The 22,421-nt window shown below is 63.3% G+C and carries 12 protein-coding genes and 1 pseudogene; 10 read left to right on the forward strand and 3 right to left on the reverse strand.

Annotated features, from left to right (window positions below):
* Positions 1–30 precede the first annotated feature (30 nt).
* Both APH42_RS11715 and APH42_RS11720 read left to right on the forward strand, forming a co-directional pair.
* On the forward strand, positions 31–4,320 hold the full coding sequence (locus tag APH42_RS11715) for a DEAD/DEAH box helicase (RefSeq protein ID WP_060493337.1): 4,290 nt from the start codon (positions 31–33) through the stop codon (positions 4,318–4,320).
* A gap of 131 nt (positions 4,321–4,451) precedes the next feature.
* The gene (locus APH42_RS11720) at positions 4,452–6,071 is read left to right on the forward strand and encodes an FMN-binding glutamate synthase family protein (protein ID WP_060493338.1); all 1,620 of its coding nucleotides are present in this window, start codon (positions 4,452–4,454) and stop codon (positions 6,069–6,071) included.
* A gap of 40 nt (positions 6,072–6,111) precedes the next feature.
* Here APH42_RS11720 and APH42_RS11725 read toward each other — a convergent pair whose 3' ends face one another.
* On the reverse strand, positions 6,112–7,530 hold the full coding sequence (locus tag APH42_RS11725; RefSeq protein WP_012273908.1) for an amino acid permease: 1,419 nt from the start codon (positions 7,528–7,530) through the stop codon (positions 6,112–6,114).
* A 420-nt stretch (positions 7,531–7,950) separates the two neighbouring features.
* On the opposite strand from APH42_RS11725, the gene APH42_RS11730 reads away from it, so the two are divergent.
* The 3 genes from APH42_RS11730 (at position 7,951) to APH42_RS11740 (ending at position 12,489) form a co-directional block, all read left to right on the forward strand.
* Entirely contained in the window at positions 7,951–11,100 is a 3,150-nt protein-coding gene (locus APH42_RS11730) for a transglycosylase domain-containing protein (protein WP_060493339.1), read from the forward strand.
* Positions 11,101–11,189: 89 nt separating this feature from the next.
* Complete coding sequence (locus APH42_RS11735) at positions 11,190–11,735, forward strand: PadR family transcriptional regulator (RefSeq protein ID WP_012273910.1); 546 nt, start codon at positions 11,190–11,192, stop codon at positions 11,733–11,735.
* Positions 11,728–12,489: a siderophore-interacting protein gene (locus APH42_RS11740; protein WP_012273911.1), complete on the forward strand. Its 762-nt coding sequence runs from the start codon at positions 11,728–11,730 to the stop codon at positions 12,487–12,489. Before APH42_RS11735 ends, APH42_RS11740 begins: the two co-directional genes overlap by 8 nt.
* A 57-nt stretch (positions 12,490–12,546) precedes the next feature.
* On the opposite strand, the gene APH42_RS11745 is transcribed toward APH42_RS11740, so the two are convergent.
* Complete coding sequence (locus tag APH42_RS11745) at positions 12,547–13,182, reverse strand: Pr6Pr family membrane protein (protein WP_060493340.1); 636 nt, start codon at positions 13,180–13,182, stop codon at positions 12,547–12,549.
* Between the two features lies 1 nt (position 13,183).
* A complete protein-coding gene (locus APH42_RS11750; RefSeq protein WP_003252112.1) occupies positions 13,184–13,405 on the reverse strand; it encodes a VF530 family DNA-binding protein in 222 nt (73 codons plus the stop codon).
* Positions 13,406–13,569: 164 nt separating this feature from the next.
* On the opposite strand from APH42_RS11750, the gene APH42_RS11755 reads away from it, so the two are divergent.
* The 5 genes and pseudogenes from APH42_RS11755 to APH42_RS30450 form a co-directional block, all read left to right on the forward strand.
* Positions 13,570–15,618: a TonB-dependent receptor gene (locus tag APH42_RS11755; RefSeq protein ID WP_060493341.1), complete on the forward strand. Its 2,049-nt coding sequence runs from the start codon at positions 13,570–13,572 to the stop codon at positions 15,616–15,618.
* A gap of 218 nt (positions 15,619–15,836) precedes the next feature.
* The gene (locus tag APH42_RS11760; protein WP_012273914.1) at positions 15,837–17,171 is read left to right on the forward strand and encodes a carbohydrate porin; all 1,335 of its coding nucleotides are present in this window, start codon (positions 15,837–15,839) and stop codon (positions 17,169–17,171) included.
* A gap of 29 nt (positions 17,172–17,200) precedes the next feature.
* On the forward strand, positions 17,201–19,612 hold the full coding sequence (locus APH42_RS11765; RefSeq protein WP_060493342.1) for a glucose/quinate/shikimate family membrane-bound PQQ-dependent dehydrogenase: 2,412 nt from the start codon (positions 17,201–17,203) through the stop codon (positions 19,610–19,612).
* Between the two features lie 210 nt (positions 19,613–19,822).
* Complete coding sequence (gene lon / locus APH42_RS11770; protein WP_012273916.1) at positions 19,823–22,240, forward strand: endopeptidase La; 2,418 nt, start codon at positions 19,823–19,825, stop codon at positions 22,238–22,240.
* 108 nt (positions 22,241–22,348) lie between these two features.
* Positions 22,349–22,421, forward strand: a pseudogene (locus APH42_RS30450) (peptidase inhibitor I42); the annotation flags it as partial.

Raw genomic sequence — 22,421 nt, forward strand, 5'->3', positions numbered from 1 at the left:
AACCCGCCACACACCCGCCATAACCAACAGATGAACCTGCCCGCCAAATACCACCCGGTGCTCGAGCTGTTCCACCCTGCCGTATGCACCTGGTTTCGTCGCCATTTCGCCACGGTCACCGATGCCCAGGCACAGGCTTGGCCGCTGATTCATGCGGGCCAATCGACGCTGCTGGCTGCACCGACCGGCTCGGGCAAGACGCTAAGTGCCTTCCTGGCCGTGCTGGACGAACTGTTCCGCCAAGGCCTGGAGCACCAGGGCGAACTGCCAGCACAGACCCAAGTCGTCTACGTATCACCGCTCAAAGCCCTGTCCAATGACATTCGCCTGAACCTGCAGGCCCCGCTCGAAGGCATCAGCCAGGCCCTCGCGGAGCAAGGCCTGAACGCGCCACGCATCACCACGGCGGTGCGCACCGGCGACACGCCGCAGAAGGAACGCGCCGCCATGCGCAAGCTGGCCCCGCACATCCTGGTGACCACCCCCGAATCGCTTTACGTGTTGATGGGCTCGGCGTCTGGCCGCGAAGGCCTGGCCAACGTGCACACGGTAATCGTCGACGAAATCCACGCCCTGGCTGGCAACAAACGCGGCGCCCACCTGGCACTTACCCTGGAGCGCCTGCAGGCCTTGTGCCGCCAGCCACTGCGGCGTATCGGCCTGTCCGCCACGCAACGCCCGGTAGAACGGGTGGCGCAGTTTCTGGTCGGTAGCGGGCGCCCCTGCGCCATTGTCGATGTCGGCCATGCGCGCAAGCGCGACCTGGCCATCGAAGTGCCGCCGGTACCGCTGGGTGCGGTGATGGCCACCGATGTCTGGGGCCTGGTCTACGACCGCCTGGCCACCCTTGCCCGTGAACATCGCACCACACTGGTATTTGTCAATACCCGGCGCCTGGCAGAGCGCATCACCCGCCACCTCAGCGACCGGTTGGGCAAAGAAGCGGTTGCCGCGCACCATGGTAGCTTGTCCAAAGAACTGCGCCTGGATGCGGAGCAGCGGCTCAAGCGCGGCCAGCTTCAGGTGCTGGTCGCGACCGCATCGCTGGAGCTGGGCATTGATATCGGCGATGTCGACCTGGTCTGCCAGATCGCCTCGCCGGGCTCGATTGCCGCCCTCCTGCAACGGGTTGGCCGCGCCGGCCACCAGGTCGATGGTGTGCCCAAGGGGCGCTTGTTCCCCACCTCTCGCGATGACTTGATCGAATGCGTTGCCCTGCTCGACAGCGTGCGCCAGGGCGACCTGGACGAACTGCACATCCCCCGTGCACCGCTGGATGTGCTGGCCCAGCAGATCGTCGCCGAAGCCAGCAACCAGGCCTGGCACGAACAGGCACTGCTGGATTGCCTGCGTCAGGCCACGCCTTATGCCGAGCTTGACCAGGACCACTATCAAGCCCTGCTACGCATGCTCGCCGAAGGCTACAACGGCCGCCTGGGAGTACGCAGCGCCTACCTGCACCGCGATGCGGTCAGCGGTACCTTGCGTGGCCGGCGTGGCAGCCAGCTGACGGCGCTGACCAGCGGCGGCACTATCCCCGACAACGCCGACTACACCGTGTTGCTGGAACCGCAGGCGCTGAACATCGGCAGCGTCAATGAAGACTTTGCCGTGGAGAGCATTGCCGGCGATATCTTTCAGCTGGGCAATGCCTCCTACCGCATTCTGCGCGTCGAACCGGGTCGGGTAAGAGTGGAGGATGCCCATGGCCTGCCACCTACCATTCCGTTCTGGCTGGGCGAAGCGCCGGGGCGCAGTGACGAGCTGTCTGCCGCCGTGGCCCGCCTGCAGGCGCGGATCGACCAGCGACTGGCACAGGCCGGCAGCGACATGGCCGAGGTACTGACATGGTTGCAGGCTACCTTCGAACTGGGCGAGGACAGCGCCGGGCAGTTGCTCGACTACCTGGCCCGCACCCGCGAAGTGCTTGGCGCCCTGCCCTCGCAGGACACCCTGGTAATGGAGCGTTTTTTCGATGAGTCCGGCGGGACCCAACTGATCATCCATTCACCATACGGCAGCCGCATCAACCGCGCCTGGGGCCTGGCCCTGCGCAAGCGCTTTTGCCGCACCTTCAACTTCGAGCTGCAGGCAGCCGCCAGCGAAGACGCCATCGTGCTGTCGCTGTCCACCAGCCACAGCTTCGAACTGGACGAAGTGTGGCGCTACCTCAATAGCCGCAGCGCCGAGCCTATCCTCATCCAGGCCCTGCTGGACGCGCCGCTGTTTGGCGTGCGCTGGCGCTGGAACGCGGGTGTCGCCATGGCCCTGCCACGCTTCGTGGGCGGGCGCAAAGTGGCACCACAGATCCAGCGAATGAAGAGTGAAGACCTGGTTGCCGCGGTGTTCCCCGACCAGATCGCCTGCCTGGAAAACATCCCCGGCGAGCGGCAGATTCCCGACCACCCGCTGGTCGAGCAAACCCTCGACGACTGCCTGCACGAGGCGATGGACAGCGAAGGCTGGCTAGCCTTGTTACGGCGCATGGAAAGCGGCGAAGTGCGCTTGCTGTGCTGCGACCTGCCCGCCCCTTCGCCCCTCGCTTCAGCCATTCTCAACGCGCGGCCGTATGCTTTTCTGGACGATGCCCCCCTGGAAGAACGCCGCACCCAGGCGGTGCTCAACCGGCGCTGGAACGATGTACACAGTGGCGATGACCTGGGCGCGCTGGACGCGGATGCCATTGCTGCCGTAGCGGCCGAGGCCTGGCCACAGCCGGGCAATAGCGATGAAATGCACGAAGCGTTGATGAGCCTGGGCGCCATCAGCCAAGCCGAGGTCGCGGCCAACCCCAGCTGGGACCTGCTGCTAAGGCAACTGGCCAAGGCCGGGCGCGCCTTGCGCCTAGCCGATGACAACCTCTGGCTGGCCCGCGAGCGGCTGAACCTGCTGCTGGCACTGTACCCGGCAGCACACCTGGAGCCAGCGCTCGAACTGCTCGCTGGCTTTGATCAGCCCATCGACCCGGACAGTGCACTGAGCGAGCTGCTGCGCGCCCGCCTGAGCGGCCATGGCCCGCAGACCCAGGCACAGATCGCTGCGCCATTGGGCAAATCGGCAATCGATATCGAGCACGCGTTGGCCCGCCTGGAAGCTGAAGGCTACGTGCTGCGCGGGTATTTCAGCCCCGGCGCAACTGACCTGCAATGGTGCGAGCGCCATTTGCTGGCGCGCATCCACCGCTACACGGTCAAACGCCTGCGTCGCGAGATCGAACCGGTCAGCCTGCAGGACTTCATGCGTTTTCTGTTCGACTGGCAGCACCTGGCGCCTGACGAGCGCCTGCGTGGCCCGCAGGCGGTGGCCCAAGTGCTGGGCCAGTTGCAGGGGTTCCCCTGCGCCGCCGGCGCCTGGGAGGCGGAGCTGCTGCCAGCGCGCATCGACGGCTACAGCCCGCATTGGCTCGACGATGCCTGCCGCAGCGGGCAGTTTGCCTGGAGCAGGTTGGCGGCAACGGTAGCAAGCAGCACGCTGGCCAGTACGCCATTGGTACTGCTGCCGCGCGACCAACTGAATACCTGGCGCAGTCTGGCGCCCGTGCCTGCAGTCGATACCCTCGGCCTGCGCGCGCAACGTGTACACGAAACACTGAAAAGCCAGGGTGCGCTGTTCTTCGATGAACTGGCGCAGGAGGCACGCCTGCTGCCCAGCGAGCTGGAAACTGCGCTGCAAGAGTTGGTGGGGTCAGGCCTGGTCGGTGCGGACAGTTTCACCGGCCTGCGCAGCCTGATCACGCCTGCGGCCAAGCGCAGGTCACGCAACGGCCGCCGTGGACATCCGCCGCTTTCCAGCAGCATGGCGCATGCCGGGCGTTGGGCACTGCTGCGCCGCAGCGAGACACCACCGGATCACGAACAGCGCCTGGAGCACATTGCCCGCACCCTGCTGCACCGCTATGGCGTTATCTGCTGGCGGCTGCTGGAGCGCGAGAGTGATGTACTGCCGCCGTGGCGTGAGCTGCTGCGCTGCTATCACCGGCTGGAGGCGCGGGGCGAGGTCCGTGGCGGGCGCTTCATTGCCGGGCTGGCTGGTGAACAGTTCGCCCTGCCGGAGGCGGTGGGGTTGCTGCGGCAGGTCAGGCGACGTGAACCAGACGCAGCGCTGCAGGTAATCAGTGCCGGCGACCCGCTGAACCTTGTCGGCTCGCTGCTGCCCGGAGCGAAAGTGCCAGCGGTGAGTGGTAACCGCCTGCTGTATCGCGACGGGGTACCGGTGGCGGTTCAGGTAACCGGGCGTTGTTCATTTCTGGTCGACGCACCCGCACAAGAGCAGGACAACTGGCGGCAGATACTGCTGCGCGAAACACGCCCAAAGAGGTAAGTGCCAGACCAGGGACCTTGCGCGAATGATTTTCGCTACCCCGATTTTAATTTGCAGCGCCTGACAACTTGGCTATGGTCGGGGTTTGCCCCCAGGCCCTGAGCCTGACCGCGCCATCGCAAGGACCCTGTATGAGCCTGTCACTTCTCAGTCGCTATGCCTTCTTCGCCGCCTGTGTGTTGTTCACCCTGGCGAGCCTGCCTTTCACCCACCATGAATGGTTGTGGCCGTTCACCCTGACCACCGGCATCCTCAGCTTGATCGGCGTGTTCGACCTGCTGCAGCAGCGCCATGCGGTACGTCGCAACTATCCGATCCTGGGCAACATCCGCTATCTGGTCGAGGCCATTCGCCCGGAAATCCGTCAGTACCTGTTGGAGTCCGACAGCGACGCCCTGCCGTTCTCGCGCGCCCAGCGTTCGCTGGTGTATGCCCGGGCTAAAAACGAAGCCTCGGACAAACCGTTCGGCACGCTGATCGACGTCTATGAGTCCGGCTTCGAGTTCATCGGCCACTCCATGCGCCCGGCGCCGTTGGCCGACCCGGCCAGCTTCCGCGTCATCGTCGGCGGGCCACAGTGCAGCCAGCCGTATTCAGCGTCGATCTTCAATATTTCGGCCATGAGCTTCGGCTCGCTCAGCGCCAATGCCATCCGCGCGCTCAACCAAGGCGCCAAGCTGGGCAATTTCCACCATGACACCGGCGAGGGCAGCATCAGCCCGTACCACCGCGAGCACGGTGGCGACCTGGTGTGGGAGCTGGGCAGCGGCTACTTCGGCTGCCGCACCCCGGACGGGCGCTTCGACCCCGAGCGCTTCGCAGCCCAGGCACGCACCCCACAGGTGCGCATGATCGAAATCAAGATGAGCCAGGGCGCCAAACCCGGCCACGGCGGCATCCTGCCCAAACACAAGGTCACCCAGGAAATTGCCGAAACCCGTGGCGTGCTGATGGGTGAGGACTGCATTTCGCCGTCACGCCACAGCGCGTTCTCCACCCCGATCGAGATGATGCAGTTCATCGCCCAACTGCGTGAACTGTCCGGCGGCAAGCCAGTGGGCTTCAAGTTCTGCCTGGGCCACCCGTGGGAGTTCATGGGCATTGCCAAGGCCATGCTGGAAACCGGCATTCTGCCCGACTTCATCGTCGTCGATGGCAAGGAAGGTGGCACCGGCGCGGCGCCCGTGGAGTTCACCGACCATATCGGCGTGCCGCTGCGTGAAGGCCTGCTGTTCGTGCACAACACCCTGGTCGGCCTGAACCTGCGTGACAAAATCAAACTGGGTGCCAGCGGCAAGATCGTCAGCGCCTTCGACATCGCCAGCGTGCTGGCCATTGGCGCCGACTGGGCCAACTCGGCACGTGGCTTCATGTTCGCCATTGGCTGCATTCAGTCGCAAAGCTGCCACACCAACAAATGCCCGACCGGCGTGGCCACGCAAGACCCGCTGCGCCAGCGCGCCCTGGTGGTGCCGGACAAGGCGCAGCGGGTGCTGAACTTCCACCACAATACCTTGCGTGCCTTGGCTGAAATGCTCGCGGCGGCAGGCCTGGAGCATCCGGCGCAATTGGAAGCCAAGCACCTGGTTCGGCGCATCTCGGCTACCGAAATCAAGCTGTTCTCGCAGATGCATGTGTTCTTGAAACCAGGTGAGTTGCTGACCGGCGAGGTGAATGGGCAGTTCTATTCGCGGATGTGGCAACTGGCGCGGGCGGACAGCTTTGAGCCACACAGCGAAGTGGCGGCCTGATAGGGCCATGGGGCCGCTTTGCGGCCCCAGCTACTTCAAATCAGGAAGCGGTACTCGCTACACCTTGTACTTCTTTGGGTGCCAGACGGAACGCGTAATACAACACCGTCAGCAGCACCAGGAACGCCGGGCCGATGTACAGGGCCACACGGGTATCCTCGAAGTAGGCCATCAAGCCGACCACCAGCACCAGGAAGGCCAGTGCCAGGTACGAGCTCAGCGGCCACAGCCACATGCGGTACTTCAGCGCCTTGCGTTCGGCGGTAGTCAGGCCAGCACGGAACTTCAGCTGTGCCAGCAGGATCATCACCCAGGTCCAGATCGCACCGAAGGTGGCGATCGAAGTCACCCAGACGAAGACCTTTTCCGGCACCAGGTAGTTGGCCAGCACGCCCAGCAGCAACGCGCCGATCGACAGCAGCAGGGCATTACGTGGCACGCCATTCTTCGACGTACGGGCGAAGGCCGCCGGGGCCTGGCCATTCTGCGCCAGGCTGTAGAGCATGCGCCCGGTACTGAAGATACCGCCGTTGCACGACGACAGCGCCGCAGTGATGACCACGAAGTTGATGATGCCGGCAGCGGTCTTGATCCCGAGGCGCTCGAAGGTCATGACGAACGGGCTGCCTTGGCTGCCGATTTCGTTCCATGGGTAGATCGACAGGATCACGAACAACGCACCGACGTAGAACAGCAGGATGCGCCAGAACACCGAGCCGATGGCCTGCGGAATGGTCTTTTGCGGGTTGCGTGCTTCACCAGCGGTCAAGCCGATCATTTCCACGCCCAGGTAGGCGAACATCACCATCTGCAACGACATCAGCACGCCAGTCACGCCATTGGGCATGAAGCCGCCATTGCTCCACAGATTGGAGATACCGACGGCCACACCGTCGTTGCCGAAACCGAAGGCGATGACGCCAATGCCGCCGATGACCATGGCAATGATGGTGACGATCTTGATCAGGGCGAACCAGAACTCGAATTCACCGAAGGCCTTCACCGCCACCAGGTTGACCGCGCCCATGCTGCCTAGCGCCGCCAGGGCCCAGATCCAGCGTGGTACGTCGGGGAACCAGATGCCCATGTAGATGGCCACCGCGGTGATTTCGGCAACGCAGGTCACCAACCACAGGAACCAGTAGTTCCAACCGGTGAGGAAGCCCGCCAACGGGCCGAGGTAGTCCTGTGCATAACGGCTGAAGGAGCCGGCGACAGGGTTGTGCACGGCCATTTCACCCAGGGCGCGCATGATCACCAGGATGGCCAGGCCGCCGATGATGTAGGAGAACATGATGGCTGGGCCGGCCATTTCGATAGCCTTGGCCGAACCGAGGAAAAGACCGACACCGATACAGGCGCCCAGCGCCATCAGGCGGATGTGCCGTTCGCCCAGTTCGCGCTTGAGCGGGCCGCCTTCAGTGGCCTGGCCGTGGGCAGAGTGGTTGCCGACTGGCATAGCAATACAACCTCATTTTGTTATTGGATTTGACCTTCGTGCAGCACCGACCATGCCGATAGGCGTGATGTTGGCTTGCCAGGCTGGCCTCGTGGGCCGGCCCGTGTGCCGGAGTAGAGCGCCCGGCAAGGCGAAGGGGGCGAGCAGTATAGGAAGACCCTTGTAGGGATTTTCGCTGTATATACAGGAATAATCAGCAAGTTCTCTCGAGCCTGGGTGCACTGGCTTGCCTGCGATCAGGCGTCCAGCGGCCGCAAAACCTCCGCGGCACCATAGCAACATCGCCGTACGTAGAAACCCACACCAAAGCCGTATAGCCCTACGCCGCTTTTCTCCACCTCCTACAAATTTTTCACCTCACCCGCTCAACGTCTAAGCTTCAGACAAGCAAGACGAAAACACCTGGCCGGATAGAAGACTATGGGCGCACTGTGGCAATCGGAACCAAGCAGAACGGAAGCACCCGAGATACCTCCGGCCGAGACGCCACAACCCAAGTCCCCCCGTCAGCGTCGGCTATGGTGGCGGCTGATCATCCTTATCCTGCTGGTGGCACTGGTAGCCATCGGTGTGGCCGCGTATGACGAATTCCGTACCTCCGAACTGCAATCGCGCGAGTTCAGCAAACTGGCCGGTACGCTGACCTACTCGCTGCAGCCCGGCCCCAGCGATGCCATCATCTACCCAGGTGATGGGCCGTTCGACAAACGCCTTGGCTATAGCGCCCTGGGCGAATTCCTGCCGCGCCTGCTCAAGCGCGACTACCTGATCAGCGAACAGGTGAAGTTCTCACCGGCATTGATGAACTACGTCGATCATGGGCTGTTCGCCCCCTATATCGAGAAGATCCAGGCCGGCCTGTCGATCACCGACTGCCGCGGCGACACGCTGTACCAGTACAACTACCCACAGCACCTGTACCCGGATTTTACAGCGATCCCGCCGGTGATGGTGAACAGCCTGCTGTTCATCGAAAACCGCGACCTGCTGGACACCCAAGACCCACGTAACAACCCGGCCGTGGACTGGCCACGCTTCGCCAAGGCCGCCTACAGCCAGGTGGCCAAGTACCTGGCCCTGCCCGGCCAGTCTGCCGGTGGCAGCACCCTGGCCACACAGCTGGAGAAGTATCGCCACTCACCCGATGGCCTGACGGTGTCGGGCGCGGAAAAGATCCGCCAGATGGTTTCTGCCAGCGTGCGTGCCTACCAGGGCGGCCCTGACACCACCGAGGCACGTCAACGCATCGTGCGCGACTACCTCAACAGCGTGCCGCTGTCGGCGGTGCCTGGGCATGGTGAAGTACATGGCATGGCCGAAGGCCTGCGGGTGTGGTACGGCGCCGACTTCGACCAGGTCAACCAGGCCCTGAACGCCACCGCCACCGACCCCGAAAGCATGGCCGCGCGCGGGTTGGCCCTGCGCCAGGTGCTGTCGCTGATGATTGCCCAGCGCCGTCCCTCGCATTACTTGTCCAAAGGCCGGGTCGAGCTGGCAGAGCTGACCGACGCGCACATTCGCGTGCTCGCCGCCAACAAAATCATCGAGCAACCACTGGCCGATGCCGCACTGGCCAGCAAGGCGGTGTACCGCGACTGGGTAGCGCAACCGACCATCGTGCCGATCGTTACCAACAAGGGCATCAGCCTGGCGCGCAACCGCCTGGCAGCCATGCTCAACCGCCCGCTGTACGACCTCGACCGCCTCGACGTGTCGGCCACCAGTACCTTGCAGGCTGACCTGCAGTTGCAGGTCAGCCAGTACCTGAAAAACCTTGCCGACCCAGCGTTTGCCGCGCAGATGGGCCTGATCGGCGAGCGCCTGCTCACCGCCAAGACCACCGACCAGGTGAGCTACAGCTTCACCTTGTTCGAGCGCACCGCCGATGGCTCCCGGGTGCGGGTGCAGACCGACAGCACCAACCAGCCCTTCGACATCAACGAAGGCAGCAAGTTGGAACTGGGCTCCACCGCCAAGTTGCGGGTACTGACCACCTACCTGGAAATCATCGCCGAGCTGCACGACAAATACGCCGGCAAACCTGCCGCCGAGTTGAAGAAGGTCGACGTGGCCGAACTCGACCGCATCACTCAATGGTCGCTGGAATGGCTGGCGCAGAACAGCAAGAACCAAAGCCTGGATGCCATGCTCGACGCCGCGCTTGAGCGCAAATACTCCGCCAACACCGGTGAAGCTTTCTTCACAGGCGGCGGCATGCACGTGTTCAACAACTTCCGCAAGGAAGACAACAACCGCAACCCGACACTCAAGGATGCGCTGCGCGAATCGATCAACCTGCCGTTCATCCGCCTGATGCGCGACCTGGTGCGTTACGTGACCTACCAGCAGCCGTACAACCGTGTGCCGCTGCTCAAGGACGACGCAGACCCACGCCGCCAAGAATACCTGGCTCGCTTCGCCGACAAGGAAGGCACCAACTACCTGATGCGTTTCTGGAAGAAGTACCAGCGCAAAACCTCGCAGCAGCGCCTGGACACCTTCCTCGACAGCATGCGCGTGACCCCGCAGCGGTTGGCGGCGGTGCACCGCTACCTGTTCCCCGAGGCCGGCCAGGAAACGTTCAACGCCTTCGTGCGCGCCCACCTGAAGGGTGACAAGATCGTGCTGGGCAAGCTGACCGACGGCCGCCTGTCAGAGATGTACGAGGCTTACGGCCCAGGCAAGTATGACTTGCCCGACCAGGGTTACATCGCCAAGGTCCACCCGCTGGACTTGTGGCTGCTCGGCTACCTGCTGAAGAGCCCAAGCTCGACCTTGACCGAAATGATCAACGCCAGCCGTTTCGAACGCCAGGAGGTGTATGGCTGGCTGTTCAAGAGCCGCTACCAGGGCGCCCGTGACAGCCGTATCCGCACCATGGTCGAGATTGAAGCCTTCCTCGATATTCACCAGCGCTGGAAGCGCGTGGGCTATCCATTCGACCACCTGGTGCCCTCGCTGGCCACCGCCATCGGCAGTTCGGGCGACCGCCCCGCCGCGCTCTCCGAACTGGTCGGGATCATCCAGAACGACGGCATTCGCCTGCCAACCCTGCGCATAGACACCCTGCACTTCGCGGCCAACACACCTTACGAGACCAAGCTGGTCACCGACCCGGACCGGGGCGTGCGGATTCTGCCGGTTGAAGTGGCGCGTGCGCTCAAAGGCGCCATGTCGCAGGTGGTCGATGCAGGTACCGCGCGGCGTATTTCCGGCAGTTTCAAGCTGCAGGACGGCACGCCACTGGTGATGGGCGGCAAGACCGGTACTGGCGACAACCGCATCGAGAGCTTTGGTGCCGGCGGTCGGCTGATCGGCTCGCGCTCGTTGAACCGTACTGCCACTTTCGTGTTCTTCCTGGGCGACAACCACTTCGGCACATTGACCGCCTTCGTACCTGGGCGCTCGGCGGAGGCCTTCAAATTTACCTCGGCACTGCCGGTGCAGGTGCTCAAGGGCATGGCACCGATACTGATGCCGTACCTGCAGCCGGGCAATCCGAACGAATGCAAGCCACCGCAGGTTGCCATGCACACGCAACCGCCGACAGGGAACATATCGACGAACTAGATGATAATCATCTGCATTCAGGGGCTTGTCTTTAGATATATCTTGAGTAATATCTTACGATATATCGCAAACGACGGAGCCCCATCCTTATGCGCGAACACACCCCCCATGACCCCTTCGAGCGGCGCCCTGGCCGTGGTGAGCGCGGCCCACGCGTTTTCGCCCCCGGTGACCTCAAGCTGCTGATGCTGGACCTGCTGGCCGAACAGCCCGGCCACGGTTACGACTTGATCCGCCAGATCGAAAACCTGTTCGACGGCAGCTACAGCCCAAGCCCAGGGGTTATTTACCCAACGCTGAACTTTCTTGAAGAAGCCGAGCTGATCAGCGGCCAAGTGCAAGGTAGCAAGCGCCTCTACGCCATCACCGATGCCGGCCGCAGCGCCCTGGTCGAACAGGCTGTCGCCTTGGATGGCGTGCGCATGCGCATCGAAGTCAGCAAACGCGCCCTGCGCGGTCACGACCGCCCGCCAGAGATCCATGAAGCGGTCGGCAACCTGCGCCACGCACTGCATATGCACAGCGGTCGCTGGACACCGGAAGAAATCGAACGGGTCCGCGACTTGCTCAACCATACCGCCAAGGCCATCGCCTCCGGGCCGGCCGAACCTGTCAGGGAGACTGCCCATGAGTGACACCATTCACCGCGTCAACCACGAGATCCGCCAGCGTCGCCTGCAAGTATTGCGGGTCACCGAGCTGACCCCACGCATGCGCCGCATCACCCTGGGTGGTGCCGAACTGCAAGGCTTCACCAGCGTGGGCAGCGACGACCATATCAAGTTGTTGTTTGCCGAAACGCCGGAGCAACAACAGGCCATCGACGCCCGTAATCTGGGTCGGGACGGTGGCGCGCGACCAACCATGCGCGAATACACGCCACGGCGCATCGACCTGGTGACCAACGAGCTGGACATCGACTTCGTGCTGCACGGCGACGGCCCTGCCTCTACCTGGGCGGCACAGGCGGCGCCTGGGCAAACCCTGAGCATCGCCGGGCCACGGGCGTCACTGGTGGTGCCGGATATTTTCGACAGCTACCTGTTGATCGGTGATGAAACCGCCATCCCGGCGATTGGTCGCCGCCTGGAGGAATTGCCGGCGGGCCGCCAGGTGCTGGCGGTGATCCAGATCGAAGACGAGCAGGAGCGCCAGCCGTTGCCGAGCAAGGCACAGGTCGAAGTCATCTGGGTGCGCCGCCAGCAGGAAGACTTGCTGGCCCTGGTGCGGAACCTGACCTTGCCGCAAGGCCGGTTGTATGGCTGGGTGGCGTTGGAAAAGGCCCTGACCCGCCAGGCCAAGGTGCTGCTGCTGGAGAAAGGGGTGCCGGAAGATGCGCTGAAAGCTGCGGCCTACTGGCGTGCCGACGGGACTGCGGACGACGAGTAATGGTTATCGCCTGCTACGGCCTCTTCGCGGGTTCACCCGCGAAAAGGCCAGCACAGGCTAAGCAAATTTGCGCAACCCACGCCACCGATCCACCCCCAGCAATACCAGCCCGATTCCCCAGAACCCCACCAGCACCCCCAGGGCATTGAGCATCACCTGCCCATACCCAAGGCTCGCCACATCGATGAACGGGTAGGCATACACGCCAATCTCGCTTCCACGCCACAACGCATAGCCGAAATAAACCGTCGGGTACACCGCCCACAGTGCCAGGTGCCCTAGCCGCAGCCTGCCCTTGGGCACCTCGCGCCACCAGTACAAGGCATACAGCACCGGCATCACGTCGTGCAGCAACTCGTCCGCCAGCCATTGCCAGCCCTGCGGTTGCCACAAGTGGCGCAGCAACACGCTGTAGGCCAGCGCCACCAGCACGATGCTGGCGGCCACTGCGGAGCTCACCGAGGGTGACAGGAAAAACCGCTTGCCACGGCCTTCGTGGCCGAACGCCGCATAGCTGAGCACCGTTGCCACCAACGTGTTGGTCAGCACGGTGAAGTAGCCGAACACATTGATCAGGCCGCCAATCAGGCTGGCCTGTTCTTGCCAGCGCGCCAACAGTACCAGGTACACCTGCACGGCCAGACCGAACCAGCCCAGCACCGCCATGCCGGCCAGCCAAGGACGACGCAGCATGTCAGGCCTGACGCTGCAGCTTCACATACAGCTGCTCGACCTTTTCCCGCGCCCACGGTGTCTTGCGCAGAAAGGTCAGGCTCGACTTGATGGTCGGGTTGCTCTTGAAGCAGCGCACATCAATGCGCTCGGCCAGGCCCTGCCATTGGTAGTGCGCCACCAGCTCGGTGAGGATCTGTTCGAGGGTCTTGCCGTGCAGCGCGTTATGTTGGGCCGTGCTCATGCTGTGCTCCGTAGGAAAGATGCGCACCTTACACGAGTGTAGTGGTGGGTGGGATCCGTCGAGTCGACAGAAAAAATGCTGGCCAGGGGCAAAACCACTGTGCTGAAATAGTTATGTTATGTTGTAACACTAATAAAGCATCTGCCAAGGAACGCCCCATCCCCATGCTGTACTCACCGCTTCGCCTCTCCCCCCTTGCCGTCGCGCTCTGGCTGGCTGCGCCGCCCAGCCAGGCCGTGGAACTCGAACCCCAGGTCATCACCGCCAACCCGTTGGGCAACCGCCAGCTGGCCGCCCCCAGCACCGTGCTCGAAGGCGAAAACCTGCTGCAACAACAGCACGGTAGCCTCGGTGAAACCCTGAACAAGCAGCCCGGTGTCGCCTCTACCTGGTTCGGCCCTGGCGCCAGCCGCCCGGTGATCCGCGGCCTGGACGGCGACCGCATTCGCATCCTGCGCAATGGCGTCGGTGCCCTAGATGCCTCATCGCTGTCCTATGACCACGCTGTACCGCTGGACCCGGTCACCGTTGACCGCGTCGAGATCGTCCGCGGCCCCGCCGCCTTACTCTACGGCGGCAACGCCATTGGCGGGGTAGTCAACACGTTCGACAACCGCATCCCGGATTCGCCGATCGAAGGCATCCACGGTGCCGGTGAGCTGCGCTATGGCGGCGCCGATACTACCCGCAGCAGCGCCGGCAAGCTGGAGGCCGGCAACGGTGCCTTCGCCCTGCACCTGGACGCCAACAGCCGCCAGTTCAATGACCTGCGTATTCCCGGCTACGCCCGCAGTGCCAAGGTGCGCAATGCCGATGAGCCGGGCAGCAAGCACCGCCTGGAAAACAGCGACGGCCGCCAGGACGGTGGCGCGGTAGGCGGTGCCTATCACTGGGACCACGGTTACGCCGGCCTGTCGTACAGCCGTTACGACAGCAACTACGGCTCGGTGGCCGAACCCGGTGTGCGCCTGGACATGCAGCAGGACCACTACGCCTTCGCCTCCGAGCTGCGCGACCTTGACGGCCCGTTCAGCTCGGTCAAGGTCGATGCCGGCTACACCGACTACGAACACAGCGAAATCGAAGAAGGCGAAGTCCACACCACCTTCAAGAACAAAGGCTACGAAGCGCGCATCGAAGCCCGCCACCAACCACTCGGGCCGGTGGAGGGTGTGGTGGGTGCTCAGGTCAGCCGCAACGAGTTCTCCGCCCTGGGTGAGGAGGCCTTCGTCCCGCACACCAATACCGACAGCCTGGCGCTGTTCATGCTCGAGCAGTGGCAGGCCACGGAACGCCTGAACCTGAGCCTGGGCGCACGCATGGAGCACACCCGGGTCGACCCGGACGCCAAAGGTAACGAAAACTTCGTCGACGCCGACAGTGCCAGCAGCTTCAACGCGTTCAGCCTGTCTTCGGGGGCGGTGTACCAGCTCGACCCGATCTGGTCGCTGGCCGCCAACCTCGGCTACACCGAGCGCGCGCCGACCTTCTACGAGCTGTACGCCAATGGTGCGCACGTGGCCACCGGCGCCTTTGAAGTCGGCGATGCCAGCTTGAACAAGGAAAAGGCCATTTCCGCTGACCTGGCCCTGCGCTTCGACAATGGCACCCATAAAGGCAGTGTCGGGGTGTTCTATAGCCACTTTCGCAACTACATCGGCCTGATCGGCACCGGCAACACCCGCGAGGGCGGGCATGACCACGACCACGACGAGGATGACCACGACCACGATCATGGCCATGAGGGCTTCCCGGAATACCAGTACCAAGGCGTGCGGGCACGCTTCTACGGCATCGAGGCCCAGGACCGCTGGCAACTGGTCGAGAACCGTTACGGCAGCTTCGCCCTGGAGTTGTCCGGTGACTACACCCGGGCCAAGAACCTCGACAGTGGCGAGCCGCTGCCCCGTATCGCCCCACTGCGCCTGAACAGCGGCCTGGTCTGGGAGCTCGACCGCTGGCAAGCGCGGGTAGATGTGCAACATGCAGCATCACAACATCGCAAGCCGGCCAACGAAACCAGCACCGAGGGCTACACCACACTGGGGGCCAGCGTTGGCTACCGCTTCGAAGTTGGCCAGAGCCAGTGGCTGGCATTTGTACGCGGTGAAAACCTGACCGACCAGACCGTGCGCTACGCCAGCTCGATCCTGCGCGATATCGCGCCGGCGTCGGGGCGCAGTGTGGAGGTCGGGTTGCGTACCACCTTCTGAAATCATGGGGCTGCGCTGCAGCCCTTTTTTCAAGACTGTTACCCAATGGGCAACAATCAACTGCGACAAATTGTCTTTTTTTCTTACAACTTCCGCTATATCCTCCCCGCCTGAAGCTGAATCGCTTCACTGAAACCATCTTGTCGCCATATCCATTGAAGGCCTGGCCCTTCGATGCGCTTGCCGTTTTTTCAATAATCAAAAGATAGCGCTATCTCATGTTTCAACTGCCCAAAACCTGTTACATCGGCCTTGCCCTTGGCGCCTTGGCGACACCCGCCAGCGCCAGCGAAATGTTCGCCAGCGACTCCCCGTGGATGCTCGGAGACTGGGGCGGCACCCGTAGCCAATTACTGGAACAGGGCTACGACTTTACCCTCGGCTATACCGGCGAGATGGGCAGCAACCTGCACGGCGGTTACGACCACGACCGTACCGCGCGCTACAGCGACCAGTTCACCTTTGGCAGCCACCTGGACCTGGAAAAGATCCTCGGCTGGCACGCCACCGAATTCCAGCTGACCGTCACCGAACGCCACGGCGACAACATCAGCAACGACCGCATCAACGACCCGCGCGTTGGCGGTTTCACCTCGGCCCAGGAAGTCTGGGGCCGCGGTGAAACCTGGCGGCTGACGCAGATGTGGATCAAGCAGAAGTACTTCGATGGCGCGCTGGATGTGAAATTCGGCCGCTTCGGTGAAGGCGAGGACTTCAACAGCTTCCCTTGCGACTTCCAGAACCTGGCCTTCTGCGGCTCGCAGGTGGGCAACTGGGTGGGTGGCATCTGGTACAACTGGCCAGTCAGCCAGTGGGCCTTGCGCGTGCGCTACAACCTCACCCCTGAGCTGTACGCCCAGGTCGGCGTATTCGAGCAAAACCCCTCCAACCTCGAATCGGGCAATGGCTTCAAGCTCAGCGGCAGCGGCACCCAGGGCGCGGTAATGCCGGTCGAACTGGTATGGAGCCCGCGTATCCAAGGCCTGAAAGGGGAATATCGCGCCGGCTACTACTACAGTAATGCCAAGGCACAAGATGTTCTCAAGGACAGCAACGGTCAGCCGGCAGCCCTCAGCGGCGCCGCCTACCGCAGCAGCTCGAGCAAGCACGGCTTGTGGCTCGGCGCCCAGCAGCAGGTGACCTCGCTGGCGTCCGACCAGTCGCGTGGGCTGAGCCTGTTCGCCAACGCCACGGTGCACGACAAGAAGACCAATGCCATCGACAACTATGTACAGACAGGGCTGGTATACAAAGGGCCCTTCGACGCCCGCGCCAAGGACGACATCGGTTTCGCCCTGGCCCGTGTGCACGTCAACCCTGCCTACCGCAAGAACGCCCGCCTGGCCAACCAGGCTGCCGGCCTCGACGACTACGACAACCCCGGCTTCCTGCCCGTGCAGGACACCGAATACAGCGCCGAGCTGTATTACGGCATCCATTTGGCCGACTGGCTCACGGTACGCCCCAACCTGCAGTACATCCGCCACCCGGGCGGGGTGTCGCAGGTCGATGGCGCCCTGATCGGCGGCCTGAAGATCCAAAGCAGTTTCTAACCCTTTCTTGACCTGACGGAGAACCTACGATGAGCACTGAAGGTGCCAACCAAGGAAGCCGCTGGCTACCGCGCCTGATTGGCGCGCTGCTGTTGCTGATGGGCCTGGCCCTGCTGGCTGGCGGTATCAAGCTGAGCCAGCTGGGCGGATCGCTGTACTACCTGATCGCCGGTATCGGTTTTGCCCTCTCGGGCATCCTGCTGCTGGCCCAGCGCCGCATCGCCCTGGGCCTGTATGGCCTGGTGCTGTTGGGCAGCACCGTGTGGGCCCTGCTCGAGGTAGGCCTGGACTGGTGGCAACTGGTACCGCGCCTGGCTATCTGGTTCGCCATCGGCGTGGTGCTGCTGCTGCCGTGGGCACGTCGCCCGCTGATCGGCCCAGCCAGCAAAGCCAATACAGCACTGCTCAGCGTGGCAGTGGTCGCTTCGGGCGCTTGCGCGCTGGGCAGCCAGTTCACCCACCCCGGTGAAGTGTTCGGCGAACTGGGCCGCGAAAGCAGCGAAATGGCCAGCGCCGCCCCGGCGATGCCCGACGGCGAATGGCAGGCCTATGGCCGCACCGAACATGGCGACCGCTACTCGCCACTGCGCCAGATCACCCCGCAGAACGCCTACCGCCTGGAAGAAGCCTGGCGTATTCGCACCGGCGACCTGCCGACCGAAAACGACCCGGTGGAGCTGACCAACCAGAACACCCCGCTGAAGGTCAACGGCATGCTCTACGCCTGCACCGCGCACAGCCGTCTGCTGGCCCTGGACCCGGACACCGGCGCGGAAATCTGGCGCTACGACCCACAGGTCAAGAGCCCGACCGGCACGTTCAAGGGCTTTGCCCACATGACCTGCCGTGGTGTTTCGTACTATGACGAAAACCGCTACGTCAGTCGCGACGGCAGCCCAGCGCCGAAAATTACCGAGGCCGGCCAAGCCGTGGCCCAGGCCTGCCCGCGCCGCCTGTACCTGCCTACCGCAGATGCCCGCCTGATCGCCATCAACGCCGACAACGGCAAGGTCTGCGAAGGCTTCGCCAACCAGGGTGTGATCGATCTCACCACCGGCATCGGGCCGTTCACTGCCGGCGGCTATTACTCCACCTCGCCTGCCGCGGTCACCCGTGACCTGGTAATCATCGGTGGCCACGTCACCGACAACGAGTCGACCAACGAGCCGTCCGGGGTGATCCGCGCCTACGACGTGCACGATGGCCACCTGGTGTGGAACTGGGACAGCAACAACCCGGACGACACCAAGCCATTGGCTGCCGGCAAAATGTACAGCCGCAACTCGGCCAACATGTGGTCAATCGCCAGCGTCGACGAAGACCTTGGCATGATCTACCTGCCGCTGGGCAACCAGACCCCGGACCAGTGGGGCGCCAACCGCACTCCAGGTGCCGAGAAGTACAGCGCCGGCGTAGTCGCCCTTGACCTGGCCACCGGCAAGGCGCGCTGGAACTACCAGTTCACCCATCACGACCTGTGGGACATGGACGTCGGCAGCCAGCCGACCCTGGTGCACCTGAAGACCGACGATGGCGTGAAACCGGCGATCATCGTACCGACCAAGCAAGGCAGCCTGTACGTGCTCGACCGCCGCGACGGTACGCCGATCGTGCCGATCCGCGAAATTCCTACCCCACAGGGTGCGGTGAAAGGCGACCACACCTCGCCGACTCAAGCCCGCTCCGACCTCAACCTGCTCGGCCCAGAGCTGACCGAACAGGCCATGTGGGGCGCTACGCCGTTCGACCAGATGCTGTGCCGCATCCAGTTCCGCGAACTGCGCTACGAAGGCCAGTACACCCCGCCATCCGAACAGGGTTCGCTGATTTATCCGGGCAACGTGGGTGTATTCAACTGGGGCAGCGTGTCGGTCGACCCGGTGCGCCAGCTGCTGTTCACCTCGCCCAACTACATGGCATTCGTGTCGAAGATGGTCCCCCGCGAGCAGGTAGCCGAAGGCAGCAAGCGCGAAAGCGAGACCAGCGGCGTGCAGCCCAATACCGGCGCGCCGTACGCGGTGACCATGCACCCGTTCATGTCGCCGCTGGGCGTACCGTGCCAAGCCCCGGCCTGGGGCTATGTCGCCGCCATCGACCTGTTCACCAACAAGGTGGTGTGGAAGCACAAGAACGGCACCACCCGCGACAGCACCCCGGTACCGATCGGCCTGCCGGTTGGCGTGCCGAGCATGGGCGGTTCGATCGTCACTGCCGGTGGCGTCGGCTTCCTCAGCGGCACCCTCGACCAGTACCTGCGTGCCTATGACGTGAACAACGGCAAGGAACTGTGGAGTGCCCGCCTGCCAGCGGGTGGCCAGGCCACTCCGATGAGCTACACCGGCAAGGATGGCAAGCAGTATGTGCTGGTGACCGCCGGCGGCCATGGCTCGCTGGGTACCAAAATGGGCGATTACATCATCGCTTACAAACTCGCTGAGTAAACCTTTGCTGCGGCAGTGAACGCACTGCCGCATTCGCGGGCAAGCCCGCTCCTACAGATACCGTGCTCTACCTGTGGGGGCGGGCTTGCCCGCGAAGAGGCCGGCACAGGCCAGCCAAGATGAAACCCCTCCCCCGCTGCCTTCGTCTACCATTGAAACCCATCCCCCCCCGCCCCATCTAAGCACCATAGTCATTTACGCAGGTGCCCCATGAGCGACCAGCAGGATTTCCCGGAACACCCCGACGAACACAGCGAAGTCGAACACACCACCCAGGCCGATACCAGCCACGCCCTCGCCCTGCCCGGCCAGCAACTGCCGGACAAGGTCTATGTGATCCCGATCCACAACCGCCCGTTCTTCCCGGCCCAGGTACTGCCGGTCATCGTCAACGAAGAACCCTGGGCCGAAACCCTCGACCTGGTCGCCAAGTCACCGGACCACTGCCTGGCGCTGTTCTTCATGGACACCCCGCCAGAAGACCACCGTCACTTCGACACCTCGGCGCTGCCGCAGTACGGCACGCTGGTCAAGGTGCACCATGCCAGCCGCGAAAACGGCAAGCTGCAGTTCGTCGCCCAGGGCCTGACGCGGGTACGCATCCGCACCTGGCTCAAGCACCATCGCCCGCCCTACCTGGTCGAAGTCGAATACCCACGCCAGCCCACCGAGCCGACCGACGAGGTCAAGGCCTACGGTATGGCACTGATCAATGCGATCAAAGAATTGCTACCGCTCAATCCGCTCTACAGCGAAGAGCTCAAGAACTACCTCAACCGCTTCAGCCCCAATGACCCCTCACCCCTCACCGACTTCGCCGCGGCACTGACCTCTGCCACTGGCAGCCAGCTGCAAGAAGTGCTCGACTGCGTGCCCATGCTCAAACGCATGGAAAAGGTCCTGCCGATGTTGCGCAAGGAAGTGGAAGTCGCACGCCTGCAGAACGAGATCTCGGCCGAGGTCAATCGGCAGATCGGCGAGCACCAGCGCGAATTCTTCCTCAAGGAACAGCTCAAGGTCATCCAGCAGGAGCTGGGCCTGACCAAGGACGACCGCAGCGCCGACCTCGAACAGTTCGAGCAACGCCTGGAGGGCAAGACACTGCCGGCCCAGGCGCGCAAGCGCATCGACGAAGAGATGGGCAAACTGGCCATCCTCGAAACCGGCTCGCCCGAATACGCCGTCACCCGCAACTACCTCGAGTGGGCCACCGCCCTGCCGTGGGGCGTGTACGGCAAGGACAAGCTCGACCTCAAGCATGCGCGTAAAGTGCTCGACCAGTACCACGCCGGCCTGGACGACATCAAGGAGCGCATCCTCGAGTTCCTCGCCGTGGGCGCCTGGAAAGGCGAAATCAGCGGCTCGATCGTGCTGCTGGTGGGCCCGCCCGGTGTGGGCAAGACCAGTATCGGCAAATCCATCGCCGAGTCGCTCGGGCGGCCGTTCTACCGTTTCAGCGTTGGCGGCATGCGTGACGAAGCCGAAATCAAGGGCCATCGCCGCACCTACATCGGCGCCCAGCCCGGCAAGCTGGTGCAGGCCCTGAAAGACGTCGAAGTGATGAACCCGGTGATCATGCTCGACGAGATCGACAAGATGGGCCAGAGCTACCAGGGCGACCCGGCTTCGGCATTGTTGGAAACCCTCGACCCGGAGCAGAACGTCGACTTCCTCGACCACTATCTCGACCTGCGCCTGGACCTGTCCAAGGTGCTGTTCGTGTGCACCGCCAACACCCTCGACTCGATCCCCGGGCCGTTGCTCGACCGCATGGAAGTGATCCGCCTGTCCGGCTACATCACCGAAGAAAAGCTGGCCATCGCCAAACGCCACCTGTGGCCCAAACAGCTGGAAAAGGCTGGCGTTTCCAAGGCCAGCCTCAGCATCAATGACAGCGCCCTGCGCCTGGTGATCGACGGCTATGCCCGCGAGGCCGGCGTTCGCCAGTTGGAGAAGCAATTGGGCAAGCTGGTGCGCAAGGCCGTGGTCAAGCTGCTGGAAGCCCCCGAAACCAAGCTGAAGATTGGCACCAAGGACCTGGAGGCAGCACTGGGCAAACCGGTGTTCCGCAGCGAACAGGTACTGGCTGGCAAAGGCGTGATCACCGGCCTGGCCTGGACCAGCATGGGCGGCGCCACACTGCCGATCGAAGCGACCCGCATCCACACCCTCAACCGGGGCTTCAAGCTGACCGGCAAGCTGGGGGACGTGATGAAGGAATCTGCCGAAATTGCCTACAGCTACGTCAGTTCCAACCTCAAGCAGTTTGGGGGTGACCCAAGCTTCTTCAACGAAGCGTTCATCCATTTGCACGTCCCCGAAGGTGCTACGCCCAAGGACGGCCCGAGTGCAGGCATCACCATGGCCAGTGCTTTGCTTTCACTAGCCCGCGACCAGTCTCCGAAAAAAGGTGTGGCCATGACCGGCGAGCTGACACTTACCGGCCAGGTGCTGCCAATTGGCGGTGTGCGCGAGAAGGTGATTGCGGCGCGGCGGCAGAAGATTTTCGAACTGATTCTTCCGGAGCCTAACCGCGGCGACTTCGAAGAACTGCCGGACTACCTGCGTGAAGGCCTGACAGTGCATTTCGCCAAGCGTTTCGCCGACGTGGCCAAAGTCCTGTTCTGACCTGCGCCGGCCTCATCGCGGCCAAGCCCGCGATGAGGCCGGCACTGACAACACAAAACCTATCGGTCATCGGTTATCCTCAGGGCATCGTCAGTCCCCGGAGCCAACATGACCGCCCCTCGTCTGCTCGTTCCCCTGAGCTTCGCCCTGCTTTCTGCCTGCGCACATCAACCTTCGCAGC

Source organism: Pseudomonas sp. NBRC 111140, from assembly GCF_001320885.1.
Taxonomy (GTDB): domain Bacteria; phylum Pseudomonadota; class Gammaproteobacteria; order Pseudomonadales; family Pseudomonadaceae; genus Aquipseudomonas; species Aquipseudomonas putida_P.

What these genes read in the sequence shown, in the direction of transcription:
- APH42_RS11755 (WP_060493341.1), top strand. Translation starts at nt 13,570, where the DNA reads ATGCTGTACTCACCGCTTCGCCTCTCCCCCCTTGCCGTCGCGCTCTGG.
- APH42_RS11745 (WP_060493340.1), bottom strand. Translation starts at nt 13,182, where the DNA reads ATGCTGCGTCGTCCTTGGCTGGCCGGCATGGCGGTGCTGGGCTGGTTC.
- APH42_RS11740 (WP_012273911.1), top strand. Translation starts at nt 11,728, where the DNA reads ATGAGTGACACCATTCACCGCGTCAACCACGAGATCCGCCAGCGTCGC.
- APH42_RS11760 (WP_012273914.1), top strand. Translation starts at nt 15,837, where the DNA reads ATGTTTCAACTGCCCAAAACCTGTTACATCGGCCTTGCCCTTGGCGCC.
- APH42_RS11730 (WP_060493339.1), top strand. Translation starts at nt 7,951, where the DNA reads ATGGGCGCACTGTGGCAATCGGAACCAAGCAGAACGGAAGCACCCGAG.
- lon (WP_012273916.1), top strand. Translation starts at nt 19,823, where the DNA reads ATGAGCGACCAGCAGGATTTCCCGGAACACCCCGACGAACACAGCGAA.
- APH42_RS11750 (WP_003252112.1), bottom strand. Translation starts at nt 13,405, where the DNA reads ATGAGCACGGCCCAACATAACGCGCTGCACGGCAAGACCCTCGAACAG.
- APH42_RS11765 (WP_060493342.1), top strand. Translation starts at nt 17,201, where the DNA reads ATGAGCACTGAAGGTGCCAACCAAGGAAGCCGCTGGCTACCGCGCCTG.
- APH42_RS11720 (WP_060493338.1), top strand. Translation starts at nt 4,452, where the DNA reads ATGAGCCTGTCACTTCTCAGTCGCTATGCCTTCTTCGCCGCCTGTGTG.
- APH42_RS11715 (WP_060493337.1), top strand. Translation starts at nt 31, where the DNA reads ATGAACCTGCCCGCCAAATACCACCCGGTGCTCGAGCTGTTCCACCCT.
- APH42_RS11735 (WP_012273910.1), top strand. Translation starts at nt 11,190, where the DNA reads ATGCGCGAACACACCCCCCATGACCCCTTCGAGCGGCGCCCTGGCCGT.
- APH42_RS11725 (WP_012273908.1), bottom strand. Translation starts at nt 7,530, where the DNA reads ATGCCAGTCGGCAACCACTCTGCCCACGGCCAGGCCACTGAAGGCGGC.